The sequence below is a fragment of the Hymenobacter sp. HD11105 genome (assembly GCF_054051685.1).
Map to the genome: position 1 here is coordinate 1,295,793 of NZ_JBSWBR010000001.1, position 23,916 is coordinate 1,319,708.

Sequence of the window (23,916 nt, forward strand, 5' to 3'; positions counted from 1 at the left end):
AACTTCTGATGAAAACGATATTTTTTCGGTCGGCTGCTTTGCTAGCCCTGGGCTTAAGCCTGGGCTTGAGCTCATGCGATGACAAACTCGAAATCGATCCTTCCCAATCGATAGATGCTACTACAGCGCTTGGTAATCAAGCTAATGTAGGAAGCGCTGTAGTGGGTATGTACGCCCAACTGGGTGGGCCAACGTTGTATGGTACTGACCTGATTTTGGTGCCTGAATTCATGGCTGCTGACAATTACATTCAGTTTCAGGGCAGTTTTGCTAACTATCGCCAGTTCTTTAATAGACAAACAAACGCACAGAATAGTACCGCCGAAACTATTTGGCGTGGTGCATATGAGGCTATTAACCAAGCTAACCTGATCCTTGACGCGCTGCCGGTAGTAACGACGCCGGCTTTGAAGAGCCAGTATGAGGGAGAAGCCCGCTTTGTTCGGGGCCTTCTGTACTTCGAGCTTGTGCGTCTTTATGCTAAGCAGTACGAGCCTGGTGGTGCCAACGCACAGCTTGGAGTACCGATTAGCTTGGTGCCAGTGAAAAGCGTGGAGCAGGCTTCTGCCTTAGGAACCCGCGCTACGGTGGCGCAAGTGTACACACAAGTTTTAGCAGACTTGACTGCGGCCACTGAATTGCTGCCTGCCACCAATCCTACACGTGCTACTTCGTTCACAGCTAAGGCACTATTGGCGCGTGTATATCTACAGCAGAGCAACTTCGCACAAGCTCGCACTCTAGCCGACGACGTAATCCGGAACAGTGGCAGATCGTTGGCTCCTACGCTTTCGTCCGTATTTACTGGTCGCAATACCTCGGAAACTTTACTGGAGATTCAGCAAAACGATCAGAATAACGCTGGTACCGCTAACGCAGGTCTGGCTACCTTCTTCTCCAGCATTGGTCAGCAAGGACGTGGTGATATACGGGTGCTGCCTGCTTTTGCCGGTCTCTATGAGGCAACAGATGCTCGCGGTACGGCCTCGCTTCTGTATGAGGGTACGGGCACTAACCGGCCTGCTGGCCAATTGCGCACGGGTAAGTTCACAGCATTTGGCCAAAACATTCCGCTCATCCGCTTGGCTGAGATGTATTTGATTCGGGCAGAGACTGCATTCCGTGCTGGGGACGCGACTACCGCTCTTGCTGACGTAAACCGTGTTCGGACTCGTTCAAGTGCTACACCACTCACTGCTGATCAACTTACCTTGGCCGCCATTCTCCGCGAGCGGCAATTAGAGTTGGCATTCGAAGGCTTCCGTCTGCACGATCTGAAACGCACCGGAACCAATATTTTTGTTCCGGCCACTGGTACCAATCCTGCTAGAGAGGTAAGTATCAACGATAATATCCTTGTGCTTCCAGTCCCGCAGCGTGAGATAAATATCAACACAGGTCTAGTTCAGAACCCCGGGTACTAATCCGGATAGGAAAGTATCTAAAAAGCCCCCCAGAGAATTCTGGGGGGCTTTTTTATAAATTAAGCTTAAGCTGATTTTTACAGTCGGCGATGCCCTAGCCTTCTAGGCGTTTGCGCTAGCCCTTCTACAATACAAACTGCATCTTCTGGACTTCCTATTCAGCGGAGATCTTACTTGCTAAAGCCTATTCATCCTCGTCGTCATCATCGTCATGTAGCGCGTCGAAGTCTATTTCCTGAGCTAACGCCAATGCTTCTTCGATTACCGCATCCATCATTTCTTTAGTGTCGGCGTCGAGGGTCCGCTCAAAGAGGTGCAGAATTTCTTCGCCCTCGTCATTCACATATAAGTTGGTATACAGCCGCTCAAACAGCTTCGCGTCGCGGGTGATAACGGTATCAATGTCGGCTACGGAGCGAGCACTCAGGGCGCGGTGTAGCACGTCGAGCACGCGGCGGCTTTCCTCGTGGTCGCCTAGGTCGGTGAGCAGCTTGAGCAATGACATGGCCACCCCTAGGCGTACGCGCTCAAACCGAAAGGGGATATCGTTGCGGCTGGCGTGCTCGAAGGTGGCGTATGCGGCCGTATCGGGCTCGGTAAGGTAGTAGGCCGCGTCGGCGTCGGTGCGGAAGGCAGCGCGCAGCAGTTGTTCGTAACGGAGAGCACTCATAAAGGCAGGCAAATAAATGTGGCGTCGGTGGGCCTGAGGATGCGGCCAAAAAGCCCCCCAGCAGACAAAGACGTAACCTAAAAGGCGAAAGGTACGATTGGAGAAAAGACAGTGCGTCTTTTTAATCGGCAGTTGCATTCATCTAAAGCAACAGAAAGCCGGTTTACGAGACGTTCTTTTCCTAGTTGACAAACTCTTTAAACGCAACACCGATGACACATAAGAAAAAATGGCTCCTCTTTGCCCCGTCTGGCCTCATGTTGGTTGGCTTTGGCACCTGCCTAATTCAGTGGGCTACGAGCCTTCAGCGCAAGCAAGTACCCACTAGCGAATGGGTGGCCGCCGGTACCCTGGCGCTGGGCGTCTTCAATGCAGGATTGTGCGTTTTTGGCCGCGGCGTATCAGAGGGCGTGCTCTACGAGTTACGCGAGAAAGGCCCCTCGGCGGTTGTCACGGACGAAATTCCACAGGCAGAATCTTAGTCTAAGCGGAAGCTAAATAGAAGCCGAAGAACTACAACACCTGTGGTTCTTCGGCTTCGTGGTTTCTAGATAGCACAGCAATAGCGGTCGCAAGAGGTTGCAAACGTTAGAAACCACCACCAACCATGGCGCTTACTTAAACATTAGCTGGTGAGAGCCGTAGGCAAATTGTCGAGCTAACAAGCTTAATCGAGGGATATAGACGATTATTAATCTGTTGATTACTAATATTTAACTCTCGTCTGGCTCCGCAAACTCAGCGGCGTTGGCCCTGTTCTACTTCCTCCTATCACCTGCTGGCCGCCGCGCCGGATTTCTGGCTTCGTTTCCCAATTAACTCCCCTTCATGACAAACGATTCTCTACTCGACCAGCCCGGCGCGGCGCCGGACGACGGTTCCCGGCGCAGCTTTATGAAGCAGGCGGGGGGCATTTTGGGTCTGGCTCTCGCTCCGCCTTTCATCAGTCAGGCCGAGCGCCTCACGGCCATGTCGCGCAAGGTACAGGGCGTGTCGGAAATGCAGCTGAAGATAAACGGCACCGTGCGTACCCTGCACGCAGAACCCCGCGTGACTCTGCTCGACGCCCTACGTGAATACCTTGACCTAACCGGCTCCAAGAAAGGCTGCGACCTAGGCCAGTGCGGCGCCTGCACAGTGCTGGTAGATGGTCGCCGAATTAACTCTTGCCTCACGCTGGCCGTGATGAACCAGGGCAAAGAAATCACGACTATAGAGGGTTTAAGCAAAGGAGACGATCTGCATCCCATGCAGGCCGCTTTCATCAAACACGATGGTTTTCAGTGTGGTTACTGTACCCCAGGGCAAATACTATCAGGCGTGGCCTGCGTGAATGAAGGCCATGCTACTTCCGACTCGCAATGCCGGGAGTGGATGAGCGGTAACCTCTGCCGCTGCGGCGCTTATCCCAACATTGTGGCTGCAGTGCGGGAAGTACAGCAGAAAGGAGGCGGCAAAGCATGAACAATTTCGCCTATCAGCAGGTCGGGAAGGCTAAAGACGCCACCGCCATTCTGCGCGAGGACAAGCAAACGGCTTTCATTGCCGGCGGTACTACGCTGCTAGATTTGATGAAAACCAACATCGAGCAGCACTCGCAGCTCGTAGATATTAACATGTTGCCTTTCACCGGCATTACGCTAAACAGTGCTCCAGGTGCTGGACTGCGCATTGGTGCTCTGGAGCGCATGAGTGACGTAGGGGAAAACCCATTAGTATTGGAGCAATGTCCGGCTATTTCGGAGTCGCTGCTGCTGGCGGCCTCACCCCAGCTGCGCAACATGGCCAGTATAGGGGGCAATTTGTTGCAGCGCACCCGCTGCGGCTATTTCCGCGATGTGGCTTTCGCATGCAATAAGCGTATTCCCGGCTCTGGCTGCCCCGCCCAAAAAGGCGACAACCACAACCTCGCCATCCTCGGCGTGAGCGAGAGCTGCATTGCTAACAGTAATCCTGGCGACCTAGCCGTAGCCCTTGTGGCTTTCGATGCAGTGTTGACCTTAGAAAACGCTAAAGGCAAGCAGCGCCGCGTACCATTGACTAACTTCTACCTGCTGCCTGGCAATACGCCCCACAAGGAAACCGTGCTGGAACCCGGCGAGCTAATCGTGGCTGTAACCGTGCCTGCCGCGGCCCATGCTCGTCGCTCCATGTATCTAAAAGTGCGCGAACGGGCTTCTTATGCGTATGCACTGGCGTCAGCTGCGGTGGGCCTGGATGTGCAAGGGGGGCAAATTCGCTCCGCTCGCGTGGCGCTGGGTGGGGTAGGAGCCCAGCCTTGGCGCTCCCTCGAAGCTGAGAAAGTGCTGACGGGCGCTCCGGCCACGGAAACCACATTTCGGGCGGCCGCTGCGGCTGCCTTGCAAGGCGCCCAGCCTCGCGAACACAACGGCTACAAAGTGGAATTAGCCCAAAATACTCTTGTGCGCGCTCTCCTCGACCTAGCCGCCAAAGCCTAAGCCTCCCAGTTATGAACGAACCAAATTTCTTTGAATCGCCCGGCGCAGGTGGCAGTGTAGGTAAGCCATTGGACCGGGTTGATGGCCGCGATAAAGTAACAGGCAAGGCGCGCTACTCTGCTGAATTTCCATTGCCCGGCCTTACTTACGGCGTGCTAAAAACCAGCGACGTTGCCAAGGGTAAGATAACGAGAATCGATACCGCCGCAGCCGCCAAAGAGCCAGGTGTTATTGCCGTACTCACGCATTTGAACCTGCCGAAGCTGGCCCAGACGCCAAACACGCCGGAGGGCAAAAAGGCTATTGGCGCGCCCATGGGCTTCATGCCGCTCACCGGCGATGAGATTCACTACGCTGGCCAGCCAGTGGCGCTCATTGTGGCCGATACCTTCGAGCGGGCCACGCACGCGGCCTCCCTAGTGCGAGTCAGCTACCAGACTGCGCCAACAATTTCCTCTTTCCTCGACCCCAAGGCGGAGATTTTTGACCCACTAAAAGTGCAGGATGGCAAGACGCCGGGCCACACTCGCCGCGGCGACCCGCAGGCGGCACTGGCAGCTTCGGCGGTGCAGCTGAAAGCCACCTACAACCACGCCATTAATCATCACAACCCGATGGAACCAGGCTCGACCACGGCCCATTGGGAAGCCGCCGACCGGCTGACGGTGTATGAATCGACCCAGGGCGTGACGCGCACGCAAACCGCTCTGTCACAGATGCTGGGGTTGCCGCGGGAGCAGGTGCGCGTGGTGACGAAATATATCGGCGGCGGCTTTGGCTGTAAAGGCTCGTGCTGGCCGCATACGCCCCTGACGGTGCAGGCAGCCAAAGCCGTAGGCCGGCCCGTGAAGTTGGTGCTCACGCGCCCTCAGATGTTTACTTCAATGGGCCACCGGGAGGACCAAACCCAAACCCTGACGCTGGGCGCAACTAAGGAAGGCAAACTCACGGCGCTTATTCACGAGAAAACCTCCACAACTTCGCCTTGGGACAACTACGCGGAGCCGAACAGCCGGATTATCAACCTGCTGTATGCCTGTCCCAACTTTGAGGCAAAATATCAATTAGCCCGCGCCAACGTGATGACGTCCACGTTTACGCGCGCGCCGGGTGAAGCGCCCGGTTCGTTTGCCATTGAGTGCTCCATGGATGATTTAGCGTATCAGCTGGGCATTGATCCGGTGCAGATTCGCTTGTTGAACTATGCCGAAAAAGATCCGACGAACGGCAAGCCGTGGTCGAGTAAATCGCTGAAGCAGTGCTACGCCCGCGGCGCGGAGCTGTTTGGTTGGAGCAAGCGCAACCCTAAAAATGGCGTCACCCGCGACGGGCGTTACCTGGTAGGTATGGGCATGGCCACAGCTAGCTACCCTGTACACAACTCCCAAGGCACGGCCCGCATTCGCCTCTACGCCGACGGCCACGCCATCGTGCAAAGCGGCGCCACTGACCTAGGCACCGGCACTTACACCGTCATGACTCAAGTTGCGGCCGACTCGTTGGGCTTGCCCGTCGAGAAGATTCGGTTTGAACTGGGCGATACGCGCCTGCCTACGGCTCCCAACTCGGGCGGCTCGGTGGCGGCGGGTACGGTGGCTTCGTCTATTTATATGGCCGCGCAGGAAGTGTCGCAGAAGCTGGTTAAGCTGGCCATTCAAGACAAAAGGTCGCCGCTGTACCGCGCTAAGCCGGAGGAAGTGTTGGCTGAAAAAGGCCATTTGTCGCTCAAGAAGGATAAGACTAAAGGTGAAGACTTCGCTGTGCTGATGAAGCGCATTGAGCTAACCGACATTGAGGGCACAGGCAACGGCAAGTACGGCGCTGGCTATGAATCAGGCATGGCGGCTAGTCCTGCTGATTCGGGGCATAAAGACGATTCAGCGGGGCACTCTATGCACTCTTTCGGGGCTCACTTCTGTGAGGTGCGTGTTGATCCGGAACTGGGCACGGTGCGCGTGTCGCGCTGGGTGAGCGTGCACGCCGCGGGTCGTATTCTGAACGCCAAGACGGCGCGTAGTCAGATTATCGGCGGCAGTATTTTCGGTATTGGCTCGGCCCTGATGGAAAGCACCCACCGCGACGACCAATCGGCCCGCTACACCAACGCCACCCTCGCCGACTACCACATCCCCGTAAACGCCGACATTCCGGATATGACCGTGGAGTTTATCGAGGAAAATGACCCGTATATCAATGCCATGGGCGTGAAGGGCATCGGCGAAATATCGATGGTGGGAGTAGCCGCCGCCGTGGCCAATGCCGTATTCCACGCTACCGGCAAGCGTGTACGCGACCTGCCCATGACGCCTGACAAAATTCTGGGCGCAGGCGTGGTTTCTTAACTGCCAGGAGTATGTAGAGATAAAAGGCAGCACAAAAAAGCCCCCCAGAACCAGTTCTGGGGGGCTTTTTTCTAAATAGAGCATAATATTACTCCATTTCTTCCTGATTGATAGGAGGGAGGCCAGCCAATTCGCGGCGGCGCTCCTCATCATTTTCCATGTCATTCAGCTCAATGTTAAGCGCATCGCCGGATATCTGAATTTCGCGCAGCGACATAGCCAGCGACACCAACAGCGCCAGCAGACTCGCGCCAAACACAAATTGCCCAGCCTGCACAAAGCCCGCAAACAGTAAAAACATACACAGCACGCACCCAAACATACTGGCAATGCCCACGGCCTGCATATTTCGCACAATCACGAGGCGCTGGCGCAGATTCTGAATCTGGAGCATCAGATGAGTGCTGTGGGTGGTTTGGTACTGTGATTTGAGCGTACGCACCCGGTTGGCCAAGGCCATAAAGCGGTTGGTGTAAGCCAAAAGCAGCAGCGACAAAGCCGGAAAAAGCAAGGCCGGTGTGGTGAGCGTGATTTCCATAAGATGTCAAAGCATTTGCTTAAGTGTAGTGCCACAACACCAAAGTCGTGACACTACATGACCTACAGCACCTTCACCACTAGTTGCGAGGCGTGTTCAGGCGAGTGGTAGAGGCGGTGCGTAGCTTTCTGGAAGTCCTGCTCCTTGGCCTCGTAGATGTTCGGCACGAAGGTCTGCGGATTGCGGTCTACGAGCGGAAACCAGGTGCTTTGTACCTGCACCATCAGGCGGTGACCTTTGCGGAACGTATGGCAAAGGTCTTGGAGAGCGAAGGGTACGGAAGTGACTTGATTGGGCGTGAAGGCTTTGGGCTGTGAGAAACTCTCGCGGAAACGGCCGCGCATTACTTCGGAGCGCACCATCTGCTGATAGCCACCCATTTTTACATTGGGGAGCGTTTTGGGGTTGTCGGGCGTGTCGTTGGGGTACACGTCGATGATTTTGACGACCCAGTCGGCGTCGGTGCCGGAGGTGGCTACTTGCAGCAGCGCTTGGATAGGGCCAGCTAGGGTGAGGTCTTCGGTGAGCACGTCGGTTTGGTAGGTGAGCACATCGGGGCGGCGGCTGGCGAAGCGCTGGTCGTCGGTCATGTACTCGCGGGTCATGCCGGTGGCGGTGGCTTCGGTGAAGGGCACGGGCTTGGCGGGGTCGCTGGTGTATTCGTCAAAAAGCTCCCCAGCGGCAGTAGCGGTAGGTTTGCTGAACGAAATTTGCCCCCCAGGCTGGAAAAATAAGGTCCGGTCCTGCGCTTGCTTGGGCGGCCAGGCATCGAAGGTGCGCCAACGGTTCGCGCCACTCTCGAAGATATAGGCTTCGGGTAGCTTGGGGTCCGTTGGCTTGTCAGCCTTCAAATGAGCCCGGAAAAATGGCGCCTCGATACTATCTTGATAAAAAAGTGACGGCGCTGGGCCATAGGCTACGTTGCCCACCATTTCGCCCGTGCCGCGGGCCCAACCACCGTGTACCCACGGCCCCATCACGATGCGGTTGGAAAGCTTAGGGTTCTGCTTTTCGATGGTTTTGTAGGTCTGAATGGCGCCAAAGAGATTTTCAGCATCGTTGAAGCCGCCCACGGTAAGTACAGCGGTATTCGTATTCAGGTCTTTCAGATGAGGACGCAGATTGCGGGCCTGCCAGAATTCGTCGTAATTAGGGTGAGCCATGAGGTCATTCCAGAAGGCGACGTTGTTCTTGAAGTACAGCTCATTGGCATTCTTCAGCGGGCCCATGCGCAGAAAGAAGTCGTAACCATCGGGGGTGCCGTGCTGAAACGACGGGTTGCGGTTGGGCGTCGGCTGGGGACGGGGCTGGCCGAAGCTAGCCAGAAAATTGAAGGCGTGGGGCAGGAAAAAGGCGCCATTGTGGTGAAAGTCGTCCCAAAACCAGTCGGCAATGGGCGCCTGCGGGGATGAGGCCTTCAGCGCCGGGTGGCGACTGGTGAGGCCCACCGACGTGTAGAAACCCGGATACGAAATGCCCCATTGGCCCACGCGCCCATTGTTGCGGGGGCCTTTCTTGACCAACCACTCAATGGTATCAAACGTGTCGGTGCCCTCGTCGATGTCCTGCTTGCCGCGCGGCTTGTCCTTGGCCGGGCGCATATTCACGAACTCGCCCTCCGACATATATGCCCCTCGCACGTCTTGGTACACGAAAATGTAGCCTTCGCGCATCATCGTCGGCGATGGGCCAAGCGCGATCTTATACTTCTCAGGGCCATAAGGGCCAGCTGAATAAGGCGTCCGGTTTATGAGCACCGGATAGCGCTTGGTGGCCGCATCGGTGGGAGCGTAGATGACGGTGTGGAGCTTGCGGCCGTCGCGCATGGGTACTAGCTGCTCGGTTTTGGTGTAATGCTGGCGCACGTATACCGAGTCGGCGTTGATTTTCTGCGCGTGGGCGGCGGTGCTCAGCAGCACAGCAGCGGTCAGCAGGCGAAAGAATAGTGGTAGCTTCATGGACAAGGGAAAAGTGGACAGTCGGCGGAAAGAATACGACGAAAGTAACAGAGAACTGAGAGCTTAGAAGGTAGAAGTGAGAACTTAGCGCTTAATTTATCAACCCAAACCGATTGGGCGCTTGGTCTGCGGCTTGAGTTGCCGCTGGCAAGCTCCGTCTTCCAGGCTCGGTATTCTTAGCCTGTGCTTTTACTGGTCATTTTACACTCCATGAAGAAACCCGCTTTCGGGCAGATGAAAGTTTGCCTCAGCTCGTTCCACACCTCCTTCTTATTTCTGCTTTTGCTACTGGTTTCGCACCTGATAGCTGCTCAGGCCCCAGCCGCTTCTCTTAACCCAGGCGCGGGCACATTGCTCACGCCCGGCCAATTCCTGGGATACCCGCTGGGGGCCAATTTTACGCCTCACTCTGAGCTACTGCGCTACGTGGAGCACGTGGTGCAGCACTCGGGCGGACGGATGCGCCTGCAACCCTACGGCCGCACCTACGAGAATCGCCTCTTGGAAGTAGTGCAGGTCGCTACGCCCGAGAACCTGAGTCGTCTGGACGACATCCGGCGCAACAACCTGCGGCGGGCCGGCCTGGAAAGTGGCGCGGCAAAGGCATCTGACCCAGCTATCGTGTGGCTGAGCTACAATATCCACGGCAACGAAGCGGTGTCGTCGGAGGCTATGATGCAGGTGCTTTACGACTTGGCTAACCCCCAGAACCAGCAGACCCAGCAGTGGCTCCAGAATACGGTGGTGCTGCTTGACCCTTGCGTGAACCCCGACGGCCGCGAGCGGTACGCCCAGTGGTACAACCGCGTGCGCAACCGCACGCCCAATGCTTCGCCTTATGCCTGGGAGCACCACGAACCTTGGCCTGGGGGGCGTTTTAACCACTATTACTTCGACCTGAACCGCGACTGGGCTTGGCAAACTCAGCAGGAAAGTCAGCAGCGGGTGGCGCTGTACAGCCAATGGCTACCTCAGGTGCATGCCGATTTCCACGAGATGGGCGTTGATAATCCCTACTACTTTTCGCCCGCCGCTAAGCCTTTTCACGCCGATATCACGCCGTTTCAGCGCGAGTTCCAAAACACAATTGGCGAGTACAACCGCAAAGTGTTCGACCAAAACAATTGGCTCTACTTCACCCGCGAAACCTACGACCTGTTTTATCCCAGCTACGGCGACACCTACCCCTCCTTCAACGGCGCCATCGGCATGACCTACGAGCAGGGCGGTTCGGGCCGGGCGGGGGTGCAGATTACTAAATCCGACGGCGATACGCTCACGCTCAGCCAACGTATCTCCCACCATCACGCGGCTAGCTTAGCCACCATTCAGGCTGCCGCCGAGCGCCACGACCCGCTAGTGCGTGAGTTTGAGAAATACTATACCACCGCCCGCACCAAGCCCGGCGGCGAGTACAAAACATACATAATGGCCGCTACCAACGACCCCGGCCAGCTCGAAAGTCTCCGTAAATACCTCGATCGGCAGCAGATCCGCTATGGCTACGCGCCGCGCAAGGTGCGCACCAAGGGCTTCAACTACGCCACGGGCAAAAACGAAAGCGTGGAGGTGCAGCCCCAGGATATAGTGGTGAGCATGTATCAGCCCAAGTCAACGCTGGTAAAGGTGCTGTTTGAGCCCCGTCCGGCGCTAGAAGATTCCTTGACCTACGACATTACCGCTTGGGCTTTGCCCTACGCCTACGGCCTGCAAGCGTTTGCCCTGAAGGAGCAGTTGAAAATCACGGAAGCAGCACCGTCGAAGCCGGCCGTGCGCAGCACCGCTGCCGCGACGGGCACGCCCTACGCCTACGTATCGCGCTGGACTAACCTGCAGGACTTGCGTTTTCTCAGCCAATTGTTGCAGCATAATATAAAGGTGCGGGTGGCAGAACTGCCATTTGAAGCCGAAGGCCAGAAGTACCAAGCCGGCACGCTGGTCATTACGCGCACCGGCAATGAGAAGCTAGGCCCGCGTTTCGACCAACTGGTGCGCGCCCAGGCCGACTCGATGGGCGTAACGGTGCAGGCCGTGCGCTCGGGCTTTTCCACGACTGGGGCCGATTTTGGGTCCAGCTCAGTGCGCTACGTAAAGCAACCAACTGTAGGCTTAGTGGCCGGTGAAGGCATTTCGCCCACGGCTTTTGGGGAAATCTGGCACTTCTTTGAGCAGCAGATTGGCTACCCCGTCACGGTGTTAGGCACGGATTATCTGAACAGTATTCCCCTGCAAAAATTCGACGTGCTTATTCTGCCCGATGGCGACTACGCCGACATCTACCCCGAGAGAAGCCTCGAAAACCTGAAAGCTTGGGTGCGGGCTGGCGGCAAACTCATTGCCATGGAAGGTGCCGCCGCTTACCTGGCTAATCGCAAGGACTTTCTGCTCAAAACCAAGCCAGCTGACACCGCAGCTTCCAAAAAGGCTAACGCCAATCCGTATGCGCCGCTGCGCCGTTATGCCGATTCTGAGCGTCGCCAGATAGAGGAGCGCGTGCAGGGCAGCATTTTCCGGGTGCAGCTCGACAATACGCACCCACTGGCGTTTGGCTACGGCTCAACATATTACGCCTTGGTGCGCGATACGCTCAGTTATCGCTATTTGGGCGAAGGCGGCTGGAACGTGGGTGTACTGAAGAAAAACGACTACGCTGCCGGCTTCACTGGTCGCCGTGCCCGCCAAAAGCTCACGGATACCTTCGTGCTGGGCACCCAGAACATGGGACGCGGCCAAGTAGTGTATTTGGCCGATAACCCGTTGTTTCGGGGGTTCTGGCAAGGCGGTAAGCTGCTATTTGGTAATGCCTTGTTTTTTGTGGGACAGTAGTTATCCGACAACCAATCAATACAAAAAAGCCCCCCAGAAACTTCTGGGGGGCTTTTTACTGCACAAAAACTAAAAAATACTAATCAACAATGTCTTCTACTTTGTTGCCGACTTTCTTAGCGCCTTTCTTCGTCGCTTTGGCGGTCTTCTTGGCGCCTTTTTCGACGGCATTACCGGTTTTCTTGCCAGCGCGCTTCACATCCTGAGTGGTGTTGTAGCGCTTCTGACCTACTTCGGTACGGCCAGTGCGAGTGGTGGTTTCTGCCTTTACGGTACCGTTGTCGCGTACGTCAACTTCAGTTTTCGTGGTGTTGCCGGTAGCTTTATCGCCAGTAGTAGTAGTGGTCGACTGCGCGAAGGCAGCTGAAGAGAAAGCTGTTGCGAAGAACAGCAAAAGAGCCTTTTTCATGGTGGATTTCATATAAGGGGAAGAAGACAACTATGTCTTACGGGGCCTTATACGGCATGCACACTAATAAGGATAACTTGGGGAATTTTATCTTCCTAATAAGCCAAACACAGGCCTCAGGGCAATAGCAAAGAACTGTCGCCATAGCTCAAAAACCGATAATTGTGCGCTAAAGCATGGTCGTATACTCGACGCCAATCAGGACCAATAAGGGCTGATACTAAGAGCAAGAGGGTGCTTTCGGGCTGGTGAAAATTGGTAATTAACCCACTTATTACTTTAAACTGATAGCCCGGCGCAATAAGTAGCTGCGTGGTAGTCCGTAGAAACGTACTTCCTGAGGCCTCCATGTAGTGCAGTAATGCCTGTAGTGCGTCGGTCATTGCTACAGCTGGCGCGTCTTCGTATGGCTGCCACTGCGACACATGCAGCTCAGTCGTAGGAGTGGACGCAAGCTGCTGAGCTAGCTTAGCGCCCAGCCAATACATACTTTCTAGGGTGCGTAAGCTGGTAGTCCCCACCGCAATAATTGGCTGCGGCGCATGAGCGAGTAGCTGACGCAATACCGCTGCTTCTACTACAAAAGGCTCACCATGCATAGCATGACCAGCCATGTGCTCCGCCTTAACGGGCTGAAACGTGCCCGCGCCCACGTGCAGAGTTACACGGGCCGTGTAGAAGCCTCGTTGTTGAAGATCTGCCAGTACGGCGTCGGAGAAGTGCAGGCCGGCTGTGGGCGCGGCTACGGCACCTTCGTGGGCCGCGTACACGGTCTGGTAACGCACGGCGTCCACGTCGGTGTCTTCACGGTTGAGGTAGGGCGGCAGGGGCAGATGACCCGCGTAGCGCAGCACTTCTGCAAATGGCAATGATTCCGGCTCCCAGCTAAATTGAATCAGTGAATAGCCTTCGCCCGCTTCCAAGCGTTCGGCGGTAAGCGTGGCCGGTTGGTTGTCTACAAAAAAGCTAAGCTGAACCGGACCGCTTTTCCAGCGCTTGCCATTGCCGACCAAGCATTTCCAAACGCAACTGCTAGTTTGTTGCATAGCTGGCTCTATGGCTCGGTGCGGCGCCACAGGCTCTAAACAAAACAGTTCGATGACACCGCCAGTAGGCTTCTGGCAAAACAAGCGCGCCCGCACGACCTTGGTGTCGTTGAAGACTAGAAGGGCGCCAGGTGGCAATTCGGTTGGCAGATCAAGAAAGCGTTGATCCGCAATTTGCCCCCTACGGTACACTAGTAGGCGCGACTGGTCGCGGTTGGGTAAGGGCTCCGGTGCAATACGACCGGGGGGCAATTCATAAGTGAAATCCTGAATGGAAAGCTGACGCGGGTCGGGAAAAGCAGACATGGCTGCAAAGGTACGCAAGCAGCCGACGGCAGGGGGCAAATTTCCGAAGCCCGAACCTCTTATTTGGCCCGACGAAAAAACATTAAATGCTGCTGGGGCAGGCTTTCCACGCTCTCGATAAACTCCAGCCCAATGGCCGCCATTTCCTTGCGAGCCTGATCGATGCTCATCTTGTGAATGCGCTTAATGGACACGTTCACATCCTCAGCTCGGTACTCGACCAGTGCTAGGCGCCCCGTGGGGGTAAGGCTGTTGCGAATGGCGCGCATCATCTCGCGCGGGTGGTCAAACTCGTGATAAGCATCCACGATAAGCACCAGATCAACGCTGTTGGGGGGCAAATTGGGGTTGCGGTTAGTACTAAGGACGGGCTCTACATTAGGTGCCTTATTGCGCGCCTTATTCTCTTTCAAGTAGGCAATCATCTCCGGCTGAATATCCACGGCCAGCACTTTTCCCTGAGGCACCAACTGGCTCATCTGGAAAGTAAAATAGCCGGTACCCGCCCCAATGTCTGCCACTACGTCGGTAGGCTTGAGCTTAAGTTCGCGCAGCAGTATATCGGTGCCCTCCTCTTGCTGCCGGTCGTCGCGCTCCAACCAGCCTGCTCCCTCGTGTCCCATTACGTGGGCAATCTGGCGGCCCATGTAGTACTTGCCAATCCCATTAGGGTCGGCGGGGGGCTTTATTTCATAGCCACTGGTATCAATTGGTACACTCAGGCGATGCTCAGCGTGCGCCGCAATGGAAGTCTCAGTAGGGGGCTGCGTGCAGGATACTTGAACTAGCAACGTGAGCAACACGGCAACCCACGAAGTAATCAACGAGACGAAGTGCATAGGTATTAGAAAGGAAGCTATAGATGAGCAAACAGCCAGCAGGCCTGAAGCGTTCGGAAACAAAGCTGGCCCATCAATAACTAGCTCGTCAATACTGGTAAAGCAATAATAACGTCGGTAACCGGGAAAAAAATATATTCAAAAACACGCTTTTTCCTGCCCATTTCTACCTTTGACCCGTACAAAACAACGTTTCTATTCTTTTAACCACATTTTTTAACCTATGAAACACCTGTCCGGACTCTGGCACAAGCTAACGGTAGTCGTTGCTGTAGTCGCCTCTTTAAGCAGCTGCAACCGCGCTGAATACGCCATGTTGCCCAAAACAACTTCGTATCATGGTACAGAACGTGTGGTCGCCCGACCACAACCGAAGTCGACTTCTGTTGCTGAAAGTGTAGCAGCCCCAGTCGCTGAAACCCCGGCATCAACTACTGAACCAGCAACAGTAGCTCCTACCACAGTGGCTTCTGCTCCGTCGGCAGTTCCAGAAGCCGCAGTGTCTGCTCCCAAAGCCACGAAGCCAGCAACTGTTGCCGCACGCAAGACTCCCAATTTTATGGAAAATGCGATGCTAAAGAAGGTAACTAAGAAAGCAGAAAAAATAGCTGATAAAATATTGGTGAAGCAGAACAAGGAAATAGCTGGCACTAGCGATGCAAACGCCATTACTGGTTACTTACGCACCGGTATCATTTTGTTATTGGTTGGTTTATTAATTACCATCATTCCAGGCGACATTTTTAAGCTAATAGGTGGTATCGTTTCAATAATTGGTATCATATTCATTGTTCTATGGCTTCTTGATAATTTGTAAGCCTTAGTAAACAGCAACAGCCAAAGAAAAGCCCCAACTACTGCAGTAGTCGGGGCTTTTCTTTGGCTGTTCAAAATAGATAATTTACTTAACCTCTACATCGGGTCCACATCGGCTACGAGACGGGCCTGCTTGAACTCCTTCTGGTCTTTCACCACGTTCATTGCAGCTAATACCTCGGCTTTGGCTTGCTTAAGTACCGTGTGCTCCCGATCAATCTTAATGGTGATTTCCTGCAAATAAAAATTGCGAATGCGGAAGATATACGGCGCCTCCGGCCCCAGCACAGCCTCTCGCCCTAATCGCTCAACCAGTTCCTGAGTGAGCAAAATAGCAGCTTGCTCAGCCAACAGCTGATCAACGTGTTTAACCGTGAGCCGAATTACGCGCATGAAGGGCGGGAACCCATACTCGCGGCGCTGCCCAATTTCGTACTCGTAAAACTCAAGATAGTCGTTGCGAATTACCTTGTCGAAGATAACCTGGGTAGGGTCGGCCGTCTGAATAATAACCTTCCCTTTCTTGCCCTTACGCCCAGCCCGGCCGCTGACTTGCACGAACATCTGAAAAGCCCGCTCGTGCGCCCGAAAATCGGGGTAGTGAATAATACTATCGGCGTTGATAATGCCTACTAGGCTTACATTAGCGAAGTCAAGCCCTTTGGTAACCATCTGTGTACCCACCAGCACATTCGTCACTTGGTTCTCGAAGTCGGCAATAATCTGCTGGTACGAGTTCTTAGCGCGGGTCGTATCCAAGTCCATGCGCTGCACATTGGCGGCGGGTAGCATGATTTTGAGGTCGTCTTCGATTTTCTCCGTACCAAAACCGACAGTTTTCAGCGCTCTAGAGCCGCAAGCGGGACATTCCACCAGCATGCGGTCGTTGTAGCCGCAGTAGTGGCAGCGCAGCTCGTGGCTATGCTTGTGGTAGCTCAGACTCACGGCGCAGTTCTTACACTTCGGAATCCAGCCGCAATCAAGGCAATTGATGAATGGAGAGTAGCCGCGCCGGTTCTGGAAGAGAATGACTTGTTCTTTCAGCCCTAGCTTACGCTCAATCTCGCTCAGCAGCTCCGGCGTGAAGTGATTATGCATCTTCTTCGCATCGCGCTGCTTGCGCGTGTCTACCAACTCAATTTCGGGCAGGCCAGCTTCGCCAAAGCGCTTTGTAAGCTGCACTAAACCCCAGCGCCCGGCCCGCGTTTGGTAGTAGGTTTCCACGGCCGGCGTGGCCGAGCCAAGCAGCGTTTTTGCCCCCTGGAAGTTAGCCATCATCAGCGCCACCTCACGGGCATTATAGCGCGGCGCCGGCTCATACTGCTTATAGCTCGACTCGTGCTCCTCGTCCACGATAATGAGCGCCAGATTATCGAAAGGTAGAAATACCGCCGAGCGCACACCCACCACTACCTGAAACCGGCCAGAGAGCACCCCATTCCATACTTCTACGCGCTCATTATCCGAAAACTTAGAGTGATACACCCCCAGGCGTGTCCCAAATACGCGCATTAAACGAGTTACAATCTGGGCAGTAAGCGCAATTTCGGGCAGCAGATACAGCACTTGCCCGCCGCCTTCCAGAGCATTGCGGATGAGGTCGATATAGATTTCGGTTTTGCCTGCGCCCGTTACGCCGTGTAAGAGCACGATGTCGCGCTGAGCAAACTGAGTTAATACTTCGTCGCGGGCGGTGGTTTGGGCTTCGCTGAGCGTAAAATGCAGCTTAGCCTCGGGCTCATCATCGAGCGGAAAACGCGACACAATTACATCAAACTGCTCTAGTACGCCATTTTTAATGAGCGTATTCACTGCCGAGGGCGAAAGGTGCGGACTGCTGGTAAGCGCGCTTTTCTCTATGCCTCTATGGTTGGCGTGAATATTCTGGTACACCGGTACGCGCTGCAAGTAGCGCATCAGCACATCGAGCTGCTTAGGCCGCCCAGCCAATTGACTAAACAGCGTTTCCAAGGCGCTTTCCTCAATAAAATGGTGCGCCAGTCGTACCTTCTTCACCACTTTAGGCGAGTACTTATCCGCCAGATGCTCAAAAAGGAAGATGATATCCTTCTGCATCAAAGACTTGATGACCTTGTGGAAGTTGCTGTTGCCGAGCAAATCACCCACTTCGGTAAACGTCATCGACTTGCCGTCTTCGGTACTTAAAGCCGTCAGAATCTGCTGCTCCTGCTCCGAAATAGGGTAGGGGCTGCCCTCGGCTACATAGGCCGGGTGCAGCTGTATGCGCGACTCTGAGCTAAGCTTCAACGCCGACGGTAGCGCCGCGTTTATCACCTCGCCCAGCGTGCACATATAATAATCAGATATCCAGCGAAACAACTTCAACTGCGGCTGGGTCACGACGGGCGCGTCGTCAATAAACTCAAGAATGTACTTGGCCTGATACTGGGCAGGCGGGGTTTCGTGCACGGCTGCTACAATGCAGCTAAGCGTTTTTTTGGCTCCGAACTGCACAATTACTCGTCCCCCAATCACGACTTCGTCGTTCATCTCGTAGGGCACGCGGTAGGTGTACAGCTTGGGCAGGGGCAAGGGCAGAATCACGTCAGCAAACAGCGTGACGCGGTCGGTAGCCGCCGGCTCCGGCGAAACAAAATCAAAGGTGAGGCTCAACGTAAAGAATAGGCAAGGTCGGAAGGTAAAGATAACAGGAGATGCGGCGCAGACCTGCGTCAGGTCGCATTCATTCGCCGGAATTTCACCGTCGGGTTCTCTCAGTACCTAAGCTTTAATGCCCTCAAATGTTGGACAAATTTCACTATTCAATTTTTTCTATAATTGTGCAAGTGCTTCAGATACAGAGTGTACTGGCTGCTGGCAAGCTCGGTTAAAGCATACATAGATAGTGGTGCGCCCTCCCAGCGCCGAGCGCTGCTGTAGTAGTGGTAGCTCATCGGTATGCTGCTCCGTTCCGGCCAGCACAGCATAGGGCAAGAAGTGTTGGGAGAGCTCGCGCCGGAAGTGTTCAGCGTCCGGCCCGACGATAGCAATTTCGGCCGCGGGCTGCAGAAGCGCGGCGTATAGGCTGGCCCAATTGGTGAGATGCTGCGGCTCTTTAACTACCAATTCCTGGACTTGGGCTAGCATTGTTGCTGCTAAATCGCCTTGGGGGACATTTTCGAGGTGTAAACTGAGGCGGTGCAGATTGTGGGCCATGACGGAGTTGGAAGCCGGAATCACATTGTCGAACAACTCCTTTTTCCGGGCAATCAGGGCCTCACTACTGACGTCGGTGTAGAAAAATAGGTTTTCGTTAGGGTCGAAGAAGTTTTGCTGTACGTAGCTGGTCAGCGTTTCCGCCTCACGCAGCCATTGAACATCAAACGTAGCCTCGTACAGATTAATATAGGCTTGTATAACAAGCGCGTAGTCTTCCAAAAAGCCAGCAATGGTGGCGCGCCCATCTTTGTAATTGCGCCATAAACGAGGTCCTTGCCGCAGGTTGCGCTGAATAAATTGAGCGTTTTGCAGAGCTAATTCCAAGAATTGATCGTCGCCGAAAGCGCGGTAGGCATCGATGAGGCCATTAAGCATCAGCGCATTCCAGCCCGTAAGTATTTTGTCATCGAGGCCGGGGCGCACGCGTTGGGCCCTTACCGCCATAATCTTCTCTTGCCAGCCCTTTATCAATAGGGCTAACGTCTGGGGGGCAATTTCGTGCTCGGCTGCAAACCTGGCGTCCGATTGCCGGCGATGCAGAATATTCTGCCCATGTTCCCAATTCCCAAGAGCCGTGCAGTTGTAGTAGGCCGAAAAGAGAGGCTCTTCATCACCCAGAAAAGTGCGTAGCTCGTCCTTCGTAAAGACATAGAACTTGCCTTCTTCGCCTTCACTATCGGCATCCAGCGATGAGTAAAACCCGCCTTCTGGGCTGGTTAGCTCTCGGCGCACAAAATCAACCGTTTCGTACACCACTGTCCGATACAACTCTTCCTGCGTCACCTGATAAGCCTCCGCATACAAGCTGACCAGCTGCCCATTGTCGTAGAGCATTTTCTCGAAGTGAGGCGCTAACCATTCCTCATCCACGGAGTAACGAGCAAAGCCACCTCCCACTTGGTCATAAATGCCCCCCAGCGCCATTTCGCGTAGAGTAAGATTGATTTGCTCGAGCACGACAGGGTTGCTCGTAATAGAGTAAGCTCGCAGGAGAAAACGCCAAATACTAGGCATCGGAAACTTGGGTGCCCGGTTCATGCCCCCCCACTTCAAGTCAAATTTGCCCCCCAGATTCTGTATTAGAGCCTCAAGCTGCTCAACTGACACCAAAGCGGTTGAAGCGGTCAGGCCATACTTTTCTAAGTCGCTCGCTTGCAAAATGGCAGCAAACTGCTCCGCCGAAGCATCTAGCTCGGCCCGGTTCTCACCCTGATATGCTTGCCCAATACTAGAAAGCAGTTGCACCCAGTTGCGGGGTGGAAAGTAGGTGCCGCCGTAAAAAGGCTTTGCCTCTGGGGTCAGAAACACGTTTAGGGGCCACCCTCCCGACACGCCCATAGCCTGCACAGCATCCATATACACTTGATCCACATCGGGGCGCTCTTCGCGGTCTACTTTAATACAGATGAAGTGCGCGTTCATCACCTCCGCAATGCGCGGATTCTCGAACGACTCGCGCTCCATCACATGGCACCAATGACAAGCCGCGTAGCCAATACTGACTAGAATCGGCTTCTGCTCTGTCTGGGCTTTTGCCAAAGCTTCCTCACCCCAAGGATACCAGTTAACAGGATTGTGCGCGTGTTGCAGCAAGTAAGGGCTGGTTTCACGGCTGAGCCGATTGGTGAAAGCTGGCGTTTGGGAGCTAGACATATACCTGGGAGAGTAAAAAGTCATGAAACAGGAAACCCGACTATAAAAGCCGGGTTTCCTGTTTACGATTCAGAGGCCGATTGGTCGGCCGGAGCAGCGGGCTTTTTACGCGCGGGCCGCGCACGGCGCTGAGTAGGCTTCTTAGAAGCGTCCGTGTCTGCTGGCGGAGGCGTATCGCCTTCTGCTGTGCTTGCTACAGGGGGCGGCGTAGCAGCAGCCTCACCAGAATTCTTTGTCGCTTTGGAGCGGCCGGAGCGGGCAGTTTTGGGTTTGTCGCTTCCTTTAATAGCAGTCGATTTGGCCGGTTTACGGGCTGTTTTGGCCGCTTTCACTTGCGCTGCCGTCCGTCGCTTCGAACGCGTAGGGGCTGCTACCGCTTCTGCTTCAGTGGGTGGCTCTTCGTTAACGGTAACCATTGAAGCCTCGTTGGGAGGCAAATCTGCACCTGTGTGTGCTTCTTCGGGCAGATCAACTATTACATCAGTATAAACGTCGGCTTGCGGCTCCACATCGGAGGAAGGCACTGTCTCATTGGTCACGGGCTCTTCGAGGCTGGAATCGACAGGTGGGTCAGTTGCGGCATCAGCAAGGGTAGCAGCCAACTGAGCCGCTTTTTTACGGCCGCTGCGCTTAGCTCCGCCCCGCGAACGGCGCTTCTTTTTAAAAGGAGCTACGGGTGGCGTGTCGTCAGCTACGTCAGCCGCAACCTCAGCATCATTGGTTGGTTCTTCTACAACGGCTACATCTGCGGCAACAGAGGGTAGGGGTTCAGTAGTAACCGCCACTGTGGTGTTCGCGGATTGGGAGGCATTTTCAGCCTGACCAATATCTATCCGCTCCTCATCATCCTCGTCGGACTCTTCCACGGGTGTGGGCTTCGACTGAATTGGTACTGGCAGGCTATGTAACTGTTTCTGCACTTCCCGCATTTCAGGCCGCACATCTACCTGGCTGCTTAAGCGCTGCAAACGAGCTAGAGTAGCCTCTAAGAATTGCCGATGCTCGGGAGCGGCTGGGTGCAGGGGTCGGTGTGCCATAGCTTGCCGCACGGCGTCCCATTCCTTTCGGAAGCGCCCAAAGTCACTGTTGAAGTACTCACGAGCAAACCGTTCCCACACATAATCCTCCGCTACGGGCGAAGGATGCAGCATATCAGCCGCGTAGAATCGATAATCCCGCAAATCATCCATCAACAGCTCGTAGGCCGGGAAATAAGTTACATCCGGCAGCAGCTCACTTAAATAATGGCAAGCTATCCGTAGCACCGATTTGCTGACGGCATTCAAGGGCAAGGTGTCCTTCAAATGCCGCACAGGACTCACCGTCAGCACAAAGCGCAGCTTAGGATTACTCCGCCGCAGAAAGGCATGCGTTTCCGCTATAGCATTTATGATTTCATCAGGCGTCAGCAGCTCTTTCTCGAATTGATCGGCTGGCACTTTGTGGCAATTGCTTACAAACTCGTGCGTCTCGCGCAGCCGATAGGCATATGCTGTACCTAGCGTAAGCATCACTACGTCGGCTGTCTGAATAAACTCGCCGGTCCGCTGCACCACCTCCTGAATGTGCTGAAGTAAAATTACTGGCGAGTCGGCTCCCACCGAAGCGTGTAAATCGTAGCTCTGCCAACGTCCGCGGGCAGCTACTAAGTGTTGTTGCCAATCAGTTTCTTCGCCAGCCGCTGCCCGCAGTAACTTGCACGCCGACAACGGATTGAAGACAGTACCAAAGGGATTGGTTAGTGTTCTAACCTTATAATTACTAAGGCGGTTGCCCAATACATCCGAGAAACAAGACCCTACTGTCAGCACACGAGCCGCGAGCGATAAGGGTTGAGGGTGGGGTGTAAGCGGTATTTCAGTACGAAACATCAGGATAATATACGACCAGGAAAGGGCCAACGGGCGAGCAACCTACTCAACTCTTAGCTTTTAGTCAAAGCGACAAGTTAGGGTACAAGTTGTAGAAGTTACTTAACCACAATTGAGCAAACCAAACGCTACGTATTGCTATAGATAACGAAGATTAACAATCATATTAACCAAAAAGCCCCCCAGCGTGTTGCTGGGGGGCTTTTTCTTCTAACAAGGCAGCTTATTCAGCTACTACGTTAAAGCGAACTTGATGCTTAACTTCCTTGTGCAGGTTAATGGTAGCAGTGTATTCACCAACTGCCGTGGGCTCCTGGTCAAAGGAAATACGCTTGCGGTCCACCTCAATACCTTTAGCCTTCAAGGCCTCAGCGAGTTGAAGCGTAGTCACGCGACCGAAAATCTTACCGCTCTCACCTACTTTGGCGCGAATGTCGAATGCTACATCACCAATCTGGTTGGCAACACCCTGAGCTTCGGTTTTGATCTTTTCAGCTTTGTGAGCAGCTTGGCGTACGTTTTCAGCTACAATTTTCTTGTTGCTCTTATCGGCCAGAATAGCCAAACCCTGCGGGAGCAGGAAATTGCGACCATAACCAGGCTTCACCGTCACGATATCGTTCTTGTAGCCCAGGTTCTTTACGTCGTCTTTCAGAATTACTTCCATGATTTCTAAATTGTTGATTGTTAAACGGTTGATTGCTGATTGTTCATAGCTGCAAACAACAACCATTTAACAATCAGCAATTTAACCTTCAACAACTATCTATTTCAAAGAATCGGTTACGTAGGGCATGAGAGCCAAGTGACGGGCTTTGGCCACGGCCTGAGCTACTTTGCGCTGGAATTTGAGGCTAGTACCTGTAATACGGCGAGGCAATACACGACCCTGCTCATTCACAAACTTCAGAAGGAAGTTCGGATCTTTGTAGTCTACGTACTTGATACCGTTCTTCTTGAAGCGGCAATATTTCTTGCGGGTATCCTGCTTGTGGATCTTTTCGTTGGCGAGGCTCATATTCTTATTATTGGGCAACTGCTTCCGATTGCTTCTGTGCTTTCTGCTGATTCATTTCGCCATTGCGGCGGCGCTCGTTGTAGGCTACAGCGTGCTTATCAAGCACCGTAGTCAGAAAACGAATCACCCGCTCGTCGCGGCGAAAAGCTAGCTCAAGCTGGTCAACTATATTACCTGATCCAGTGAACTCAACTAGGTGATAATAACCAGTTGATTTCTTCTGAATTGGGTAAGCAAGCTTCTTGAGGCCCCAGTTTTCAGTGTTGATAATGTCGGCGCCATTTTCCTTAAGCACCTGCGAGAACTTCTCGATCGTCTCTTGCACCTGACCTTCGTTCAGCACGGGCGTCAGGAGAAAGACCGTCTCGTAATTTCTTACTTCCATTAGACGGGATGAAAAAATTAAAGTGAAAAACTAAATTAGGGGGCAAAGGTAGGCAAAAGTTGCCATATAAGTGCAGGTTAGTACCTAATTTTTAGCTGATGCATGAATAGTAATTTCTTTCCATACAGCTATATAGGAGTGCTATTCAAGTATTTTTGCATAAACTATACTTACTA

General features: G+C 54.1%; 19 protein-coding genes. 7 read left to right on the forward strand and 12 right to left on the reverse strand.

What is annotated here, in order from left to right; genetic code table 11:
- The first annotated feature begins 8 nt into the window (after window positions 1-8).
- Window positions 9-1,424 carry a RagB/SusD family nutrient uptake outer membrane protein gene (locus ACW9KT_RS05655; protein WP_457078394.1) on the forward strand — a complete coding sequence of 472 codons (1,416 nt, stop codon included), beginning with the start codon at window positions 9-11 and terminating at the stop codon, window positions 1,422-1,424.
- Between the two features lie 184 nt (window positions 1,425-1,608).
- Here ACW9KT_RS05655 and ACW9KT_RS05660 read toward each other — a convergent pair whose 3' ends face one another.
- The gene (locus ACW9KT_RS05660) at window positions 1,609-2,094 is read right to left on the reverse strand and encodes a hypothetical protein (protein WP_457078395.1); all 486 of its coding nucleotides are present in this window, start codon (window positions 2,092-2,094) and stop codon (window positions 1,609-1,611) included.
- 212 nt (window positions 2,095-2,306) lie between these two features.
- Between ACW9KT_RS05660 and ACW9KT_RS05665 the strand changes: the two genes are divergently transcribed.
- The 4 genes from ACW9KT_RS05665 (at window position 2,307) to ACW9KT_RS05680 (ending at window position 6,895) form a co-directional block, all read left to right on the forward strand.
- A complete protein-coding gene (locus ACW9KT_RS05665; RefSeq protein WP_457078396.1) occupies window positions 2,307-2,576 on the forward strand; it encodes a hypothetical protein in 270 nt (89 codons plus the stop codon).
- Between the two features lie 346 nt (window positions 2,577-2,922).
- The gene (locus ACW9KT_RS05670) at window positions 2,923-3,558 is read left to right on the forward strand and encodes a (2Fe-2S)-binding protein (RefSeq protein ID WP_457078397.1); all 636 of its coding nucleotides are present in this window, start codon (window positions 2,923-2,925) and stop codon (window positions 3,556-3,558) included.
- Complete coding sequence (locus ACW9KT_RS05675; RefSeq protein ID WP_457078398.1) at window positions 3,555-4,553, forward strand: FAD binding domain-containing protein; 999 nt, start codon at window positions 3,555-3,557, stop codon at window positions 4,551-4,553. Before ACW9KT_RS05670 ends, ACW9KT_RS05675 begins: the two co-directional genes overlap by 4 nt.
- 11 nt (window positions 4,554-4,564) lie before the next feature.
- Window positions 4,565-6,895, forward strand: a complete 2,331-nt coding sequence (locus ACW9KT_RS05680; protein WP_457078399.1) for a xanthine dehydrogenase family protein molybdopterin-binding subunit — start codon at window positions 4,565-4,567, stop codon at window positions 6,893-6,895.
- 88 nt (window positions 6,896-6,983) lie between these two features.
- Here ACW9KT_RS05680 and ACW9KT_RS05685 read toward each other — a convergent pair whose 3' ends face one another.
- Window positions 6,984-7,433: a DUF2721 domain-containing protein gene (locus tag ACW9KT_RS05685; RefSeq protein WP_457078400.1), complete on the reverse strand. Its 450-nt coding sequence runs from the start codon at window positions 7,431-7,433 to the stop codon at window positions 6,984-6,986.
- A gap of 62 nt (window positions 7,434-7,495) precedes the next feature.
- The gene (locus tag ACW9KT_RS05690; RefSeq protein ID WP_457078401.1) at window positions 7,496-9,391 is read right to left on the reverse strand and encodes a CocE/NonD family hydrolase; all 1,896 of its coding nucleotides are present in this window, start codon (window positions 9,389-9,391) and stop codon (window positions 7,496-7,498) included.
- Between the two features lie 210 nt (window positions 9,392-9,601).
- Here ACW9KT_RS05690 and ACW9KT_RS05695 point away from each other — a divergent pair, with 210 nt between their 5' ends.
- The gene (locus tag ACW9KT_RS05695; RefSeq protein WP_457078402.1) at window positions 9,602-12,217 is read left to right on the forward strand and encodes a M14 family metallopeptidase; all 2,616 of its coding nucleotides are present in this window, start codon (window positions 9,602-9,604) and stop codon (window positions 12,215-12,217) included.
- 79 nt (window positions 12,218-12,296) lie between these two features.
- Here the strand turns inward: ACW9KT_RS05695 and ACW9KT_RS05700 are convergent, their stop codons facing one another.
- The 3 genes from ACW9KT_RS05700 to ACW9KT_RS05710 form a co-directional block, all read right to left on the reverse strand.
- Window positions 12,297-12,626 (reverse strand): hypothetical protein, encoded by a 330-nt coding sequence (locus tag ACW9KT_RS05700; protein WP_457078403.1) that lies wholly within the window; start codon window positions 12,624-12,626, stop codon window positions 12,297-12,299.
- Window positions 12,627-12,742: 116 nt separating this feature from the next.
- Window positions 12,743-13,978, reverse strand: a complete 1,236-nt coding sequence (locus ACW9KT_RS05705) for an S-adenosylmethionine:tRNA ribosyltransferase-isomerase (protein WP_457078404.1) — start codon at window positions 13,976-13,978, stop codon at window positions 12,743-12,745.
- Window positions 13,979-14,037: 59 nt separating this feature from the next.
- Complete coding sequence (locus tag ACW9KT_RS05710) at window positions 14,038-14,817, reverse strand: class I SAM-dependent methyltransferase (protein ID WP_457078405.1); 780 nt, start codon at window positions 14,815-14,817, stop codon at window positions 14,038-14,040.
- A 223-nt stretch (window positions 14,818-15,040) separates the two neighbouring features.
- Between ACW9KT_RS05710 and ACW9KT_RS05715 the strand changes: the two genes are divergently transcribed.
- A complete protein-coding gene (locus tag ACW9KT_RS05715; RefSeq protein WP_457078406.1) occupies window positions 15,041-15,634 on the forward strand; it encodes a hypothetical protein in 594 nt (197 codons plus the stop codon).
- A gap of 95 nt (window positions 15,635-15,729) precedes the next feature.
- Here the strand turns inward: ACW9KT_RS05715 and priA are convergent, their stop codons facing one another.
- The 6 genes from priA to rpsF all read right to left on the reverse strand — a co-directional run bounded on the left by priA (window position 15,730) and on the right by rpsF (window position 23,740).
- Window positions 15,730-18,267, reverse strand: a complete 2,538-nt coding sequence (gene priA, locus ACW9KT_RS05720) for a replication restart helicase PriA (RefSeq protein WP_457078407.1) — start codon at window positions 18,265-18,267, stop codon at window positions 15,730-15,732.
- A 159-nt stretch (window positions 18,268-18,426) separates the two neighbouring features.
- The gene (locus ACW9KT_RS05725) at window positions 18,427-20,466 is read right to left on the reverse strand and encodes a thioredoxin domain-containing protein (RefSeq protein ID WP_457078408.1); all 2,040 of its coding nucleotides are present in this window, start codon (window positions 20,464-20,466) and stop codon (window positions 18,427-18,429) included.
- 62 nt (window positions 20,467-20,528) lie between these two features.
- Window positions 20,529-22,337, reverse strand: coding sequence for a GSCFA domain-containing protein (locus ACW9KT_RS05730; protein WP_457078409.1), 1,809 nt, complete (start codon window positions 22,335-22,337; stop codon window positions 20,529-20,531).
- Window positions 22,338-22,560: 223 nt separating this feature from the next.
- Entirely contained in the window at window positions 22,561-23,004 is a 444-nt protein-coding gene (gene rplI, locus ACW9KT_RS05735) for a 50S ribosomal protein L9 (RefSeq protein ID WP_457078410.1), read from the reverse strand.
- A 99-nt stretch (window positions 23,005-23,103) separates the two neighbouring features.
- Window positions 23,104-23,355, reverse strand: coding sequence for a 30S ribosomal protein S18 (gene rpsR / locus ACW9KT_RS05740; protein WP_086593116.1), 252 nt, complete (start codon window positions 23,353-23,355; stop codon window positions 23,104-23,106).
- A 7-nt stretch (window positions 23,356-23,362) separates the two neighbouring features.
- Entirely contained in the window at window positions 23,363-23,740 is a 378-nt protein-coding gene (gene rpsF / locus ACW9KT_RS05745; RefSeq protein ID WP_457078411.1) for a 30S ribosomal protein S6, read from the reverse strand.
- Between the last annotated feature and the right edge of the window lie 176 nt (window positions 23,741-23,916).

Coding starts and splice junctions, on each gene's coding strand:
- ACW9KT_RS05655 (WP_457078394.1), top strand. CDS start 9: ATGAAAACGATATTTTTTCGGTCGGCTGCTTTGCTAGCCCTGGGCTTA.
- ACW9KT_RS05660 (WP_457078395.1), bottom strand. CDS start 2,094: ATGAGTGCTCTCCGTTACGAACAACTGCTGCGCGCTGCCTTCCGCACC.
- ACW9KT_RS05665 (WP_457078396.1), top strand. CDS start 2,307: ATGACACATAAGAAAAAATGGCTCCTCTTTGCCCCGTCTGGCCTCATG.
- ACW9KT_RS05670 (WP_457078397.1), top strand. CDS start 2,923: ATGACAAACGATTCTCTACTCGACCAGCCCGGCGCGGCGCCGGACGAC.
- ACW9KT_RS05675 (WP_457078398.1), top strand. CDS start 3,555: ATGAACAATTTCGCCTATCAGCAGGTCGGGAAGGCTAAAGACGCCACC.
- ACW9KT_RS05680 (WP_457078399.1), top strand. CDS start 4,565: ATGAACGAACCAAATTTCTTTGAATCGCCCGGCGCAGGTGGCAGTGTA.
- ACW9KT_RS05685 (WP_457078400.1), bottom strand. CDS start 7,433: ATGGAAATCACGCTCACCACACCGGCCTTGCTTTTTCCGGCTTTGTCG.
- ACW9KT_RS05690 (WP_457078401.1), bottom strand. CDS start 9,391: ATGAAGCTACCACTATTCTTTCGCCTGCTGACCGCTGCTGTGCTGCTG.
- ACW9KT_RS05695 (WP_457078402.1), top strand. CDS start 9,602: ATGAAGAAACCCGCTTTCGGGCAGATGAAAGTTTGCCTCAGCTCGTTC.
- ACW9KT_RS05700 (WP_457078403.1), bottom strand. CDS start 12,626: ATGAAAAAGGCTCTTTTGCTGTTCTTCGCAACAGCTTTCTCTTCAGCT.
- ACW9KT_RS05705 (WP_457078404.1), bottom strand. CDS start 13,978: ATGTCTGCTTTTCCCGACCCGCGTCAGCTTTCCATTCAGGATTTCACT.
- ACW9KT_RS05710 (WP_457078405.1), bottom strand. CDS start 14,817: ATGCACTTCGTCTCGTTGATTACTTCGTGGGTTGCCGTGTTGCTCACG.
- ACW9KT_RS05715 (WP_457078406.1), top strand. CDS start 15,041: ATGAAACACCTGTCCGGACTCTGGCACAAGCTAACGGTAGTCGTTGCT.
- ACW9KT_RS05725 (WP_457078408.1), bottom strand. CDS start 20,466: ATGTCTAGCTCCCAAACGCCAGCTTTCACCAATCGGCTCAGCCGTGAA.
- ACW9KT_RS05730 (WP_457078409.1), bottom strand. CDS start 22,337: ATGTTTCGTACTGAAATACCGCTTACACCCCACCCTCAACCCTTATCG.
- rplI (WP_457078410.1), bottom strand. CDS start 23,004: ATGGAAGTAATTCTGAAAGACGACGTAAAGAACCTGGGCTACAAGAAC.
- rpsR (WP_086593116.1), bottom strand. CDS start 23,355: ATGAGCCTCGCCAACGAAAAGATCCACAAGCAGGATACCCGCAAGAAA.
- rpsF (WP_457078411.1), bottom strand. CDS start 23,740: ATGGAAGTAAGAAATTACGAGACGGTCTTTCTCCTGACGCCCGTGCTG.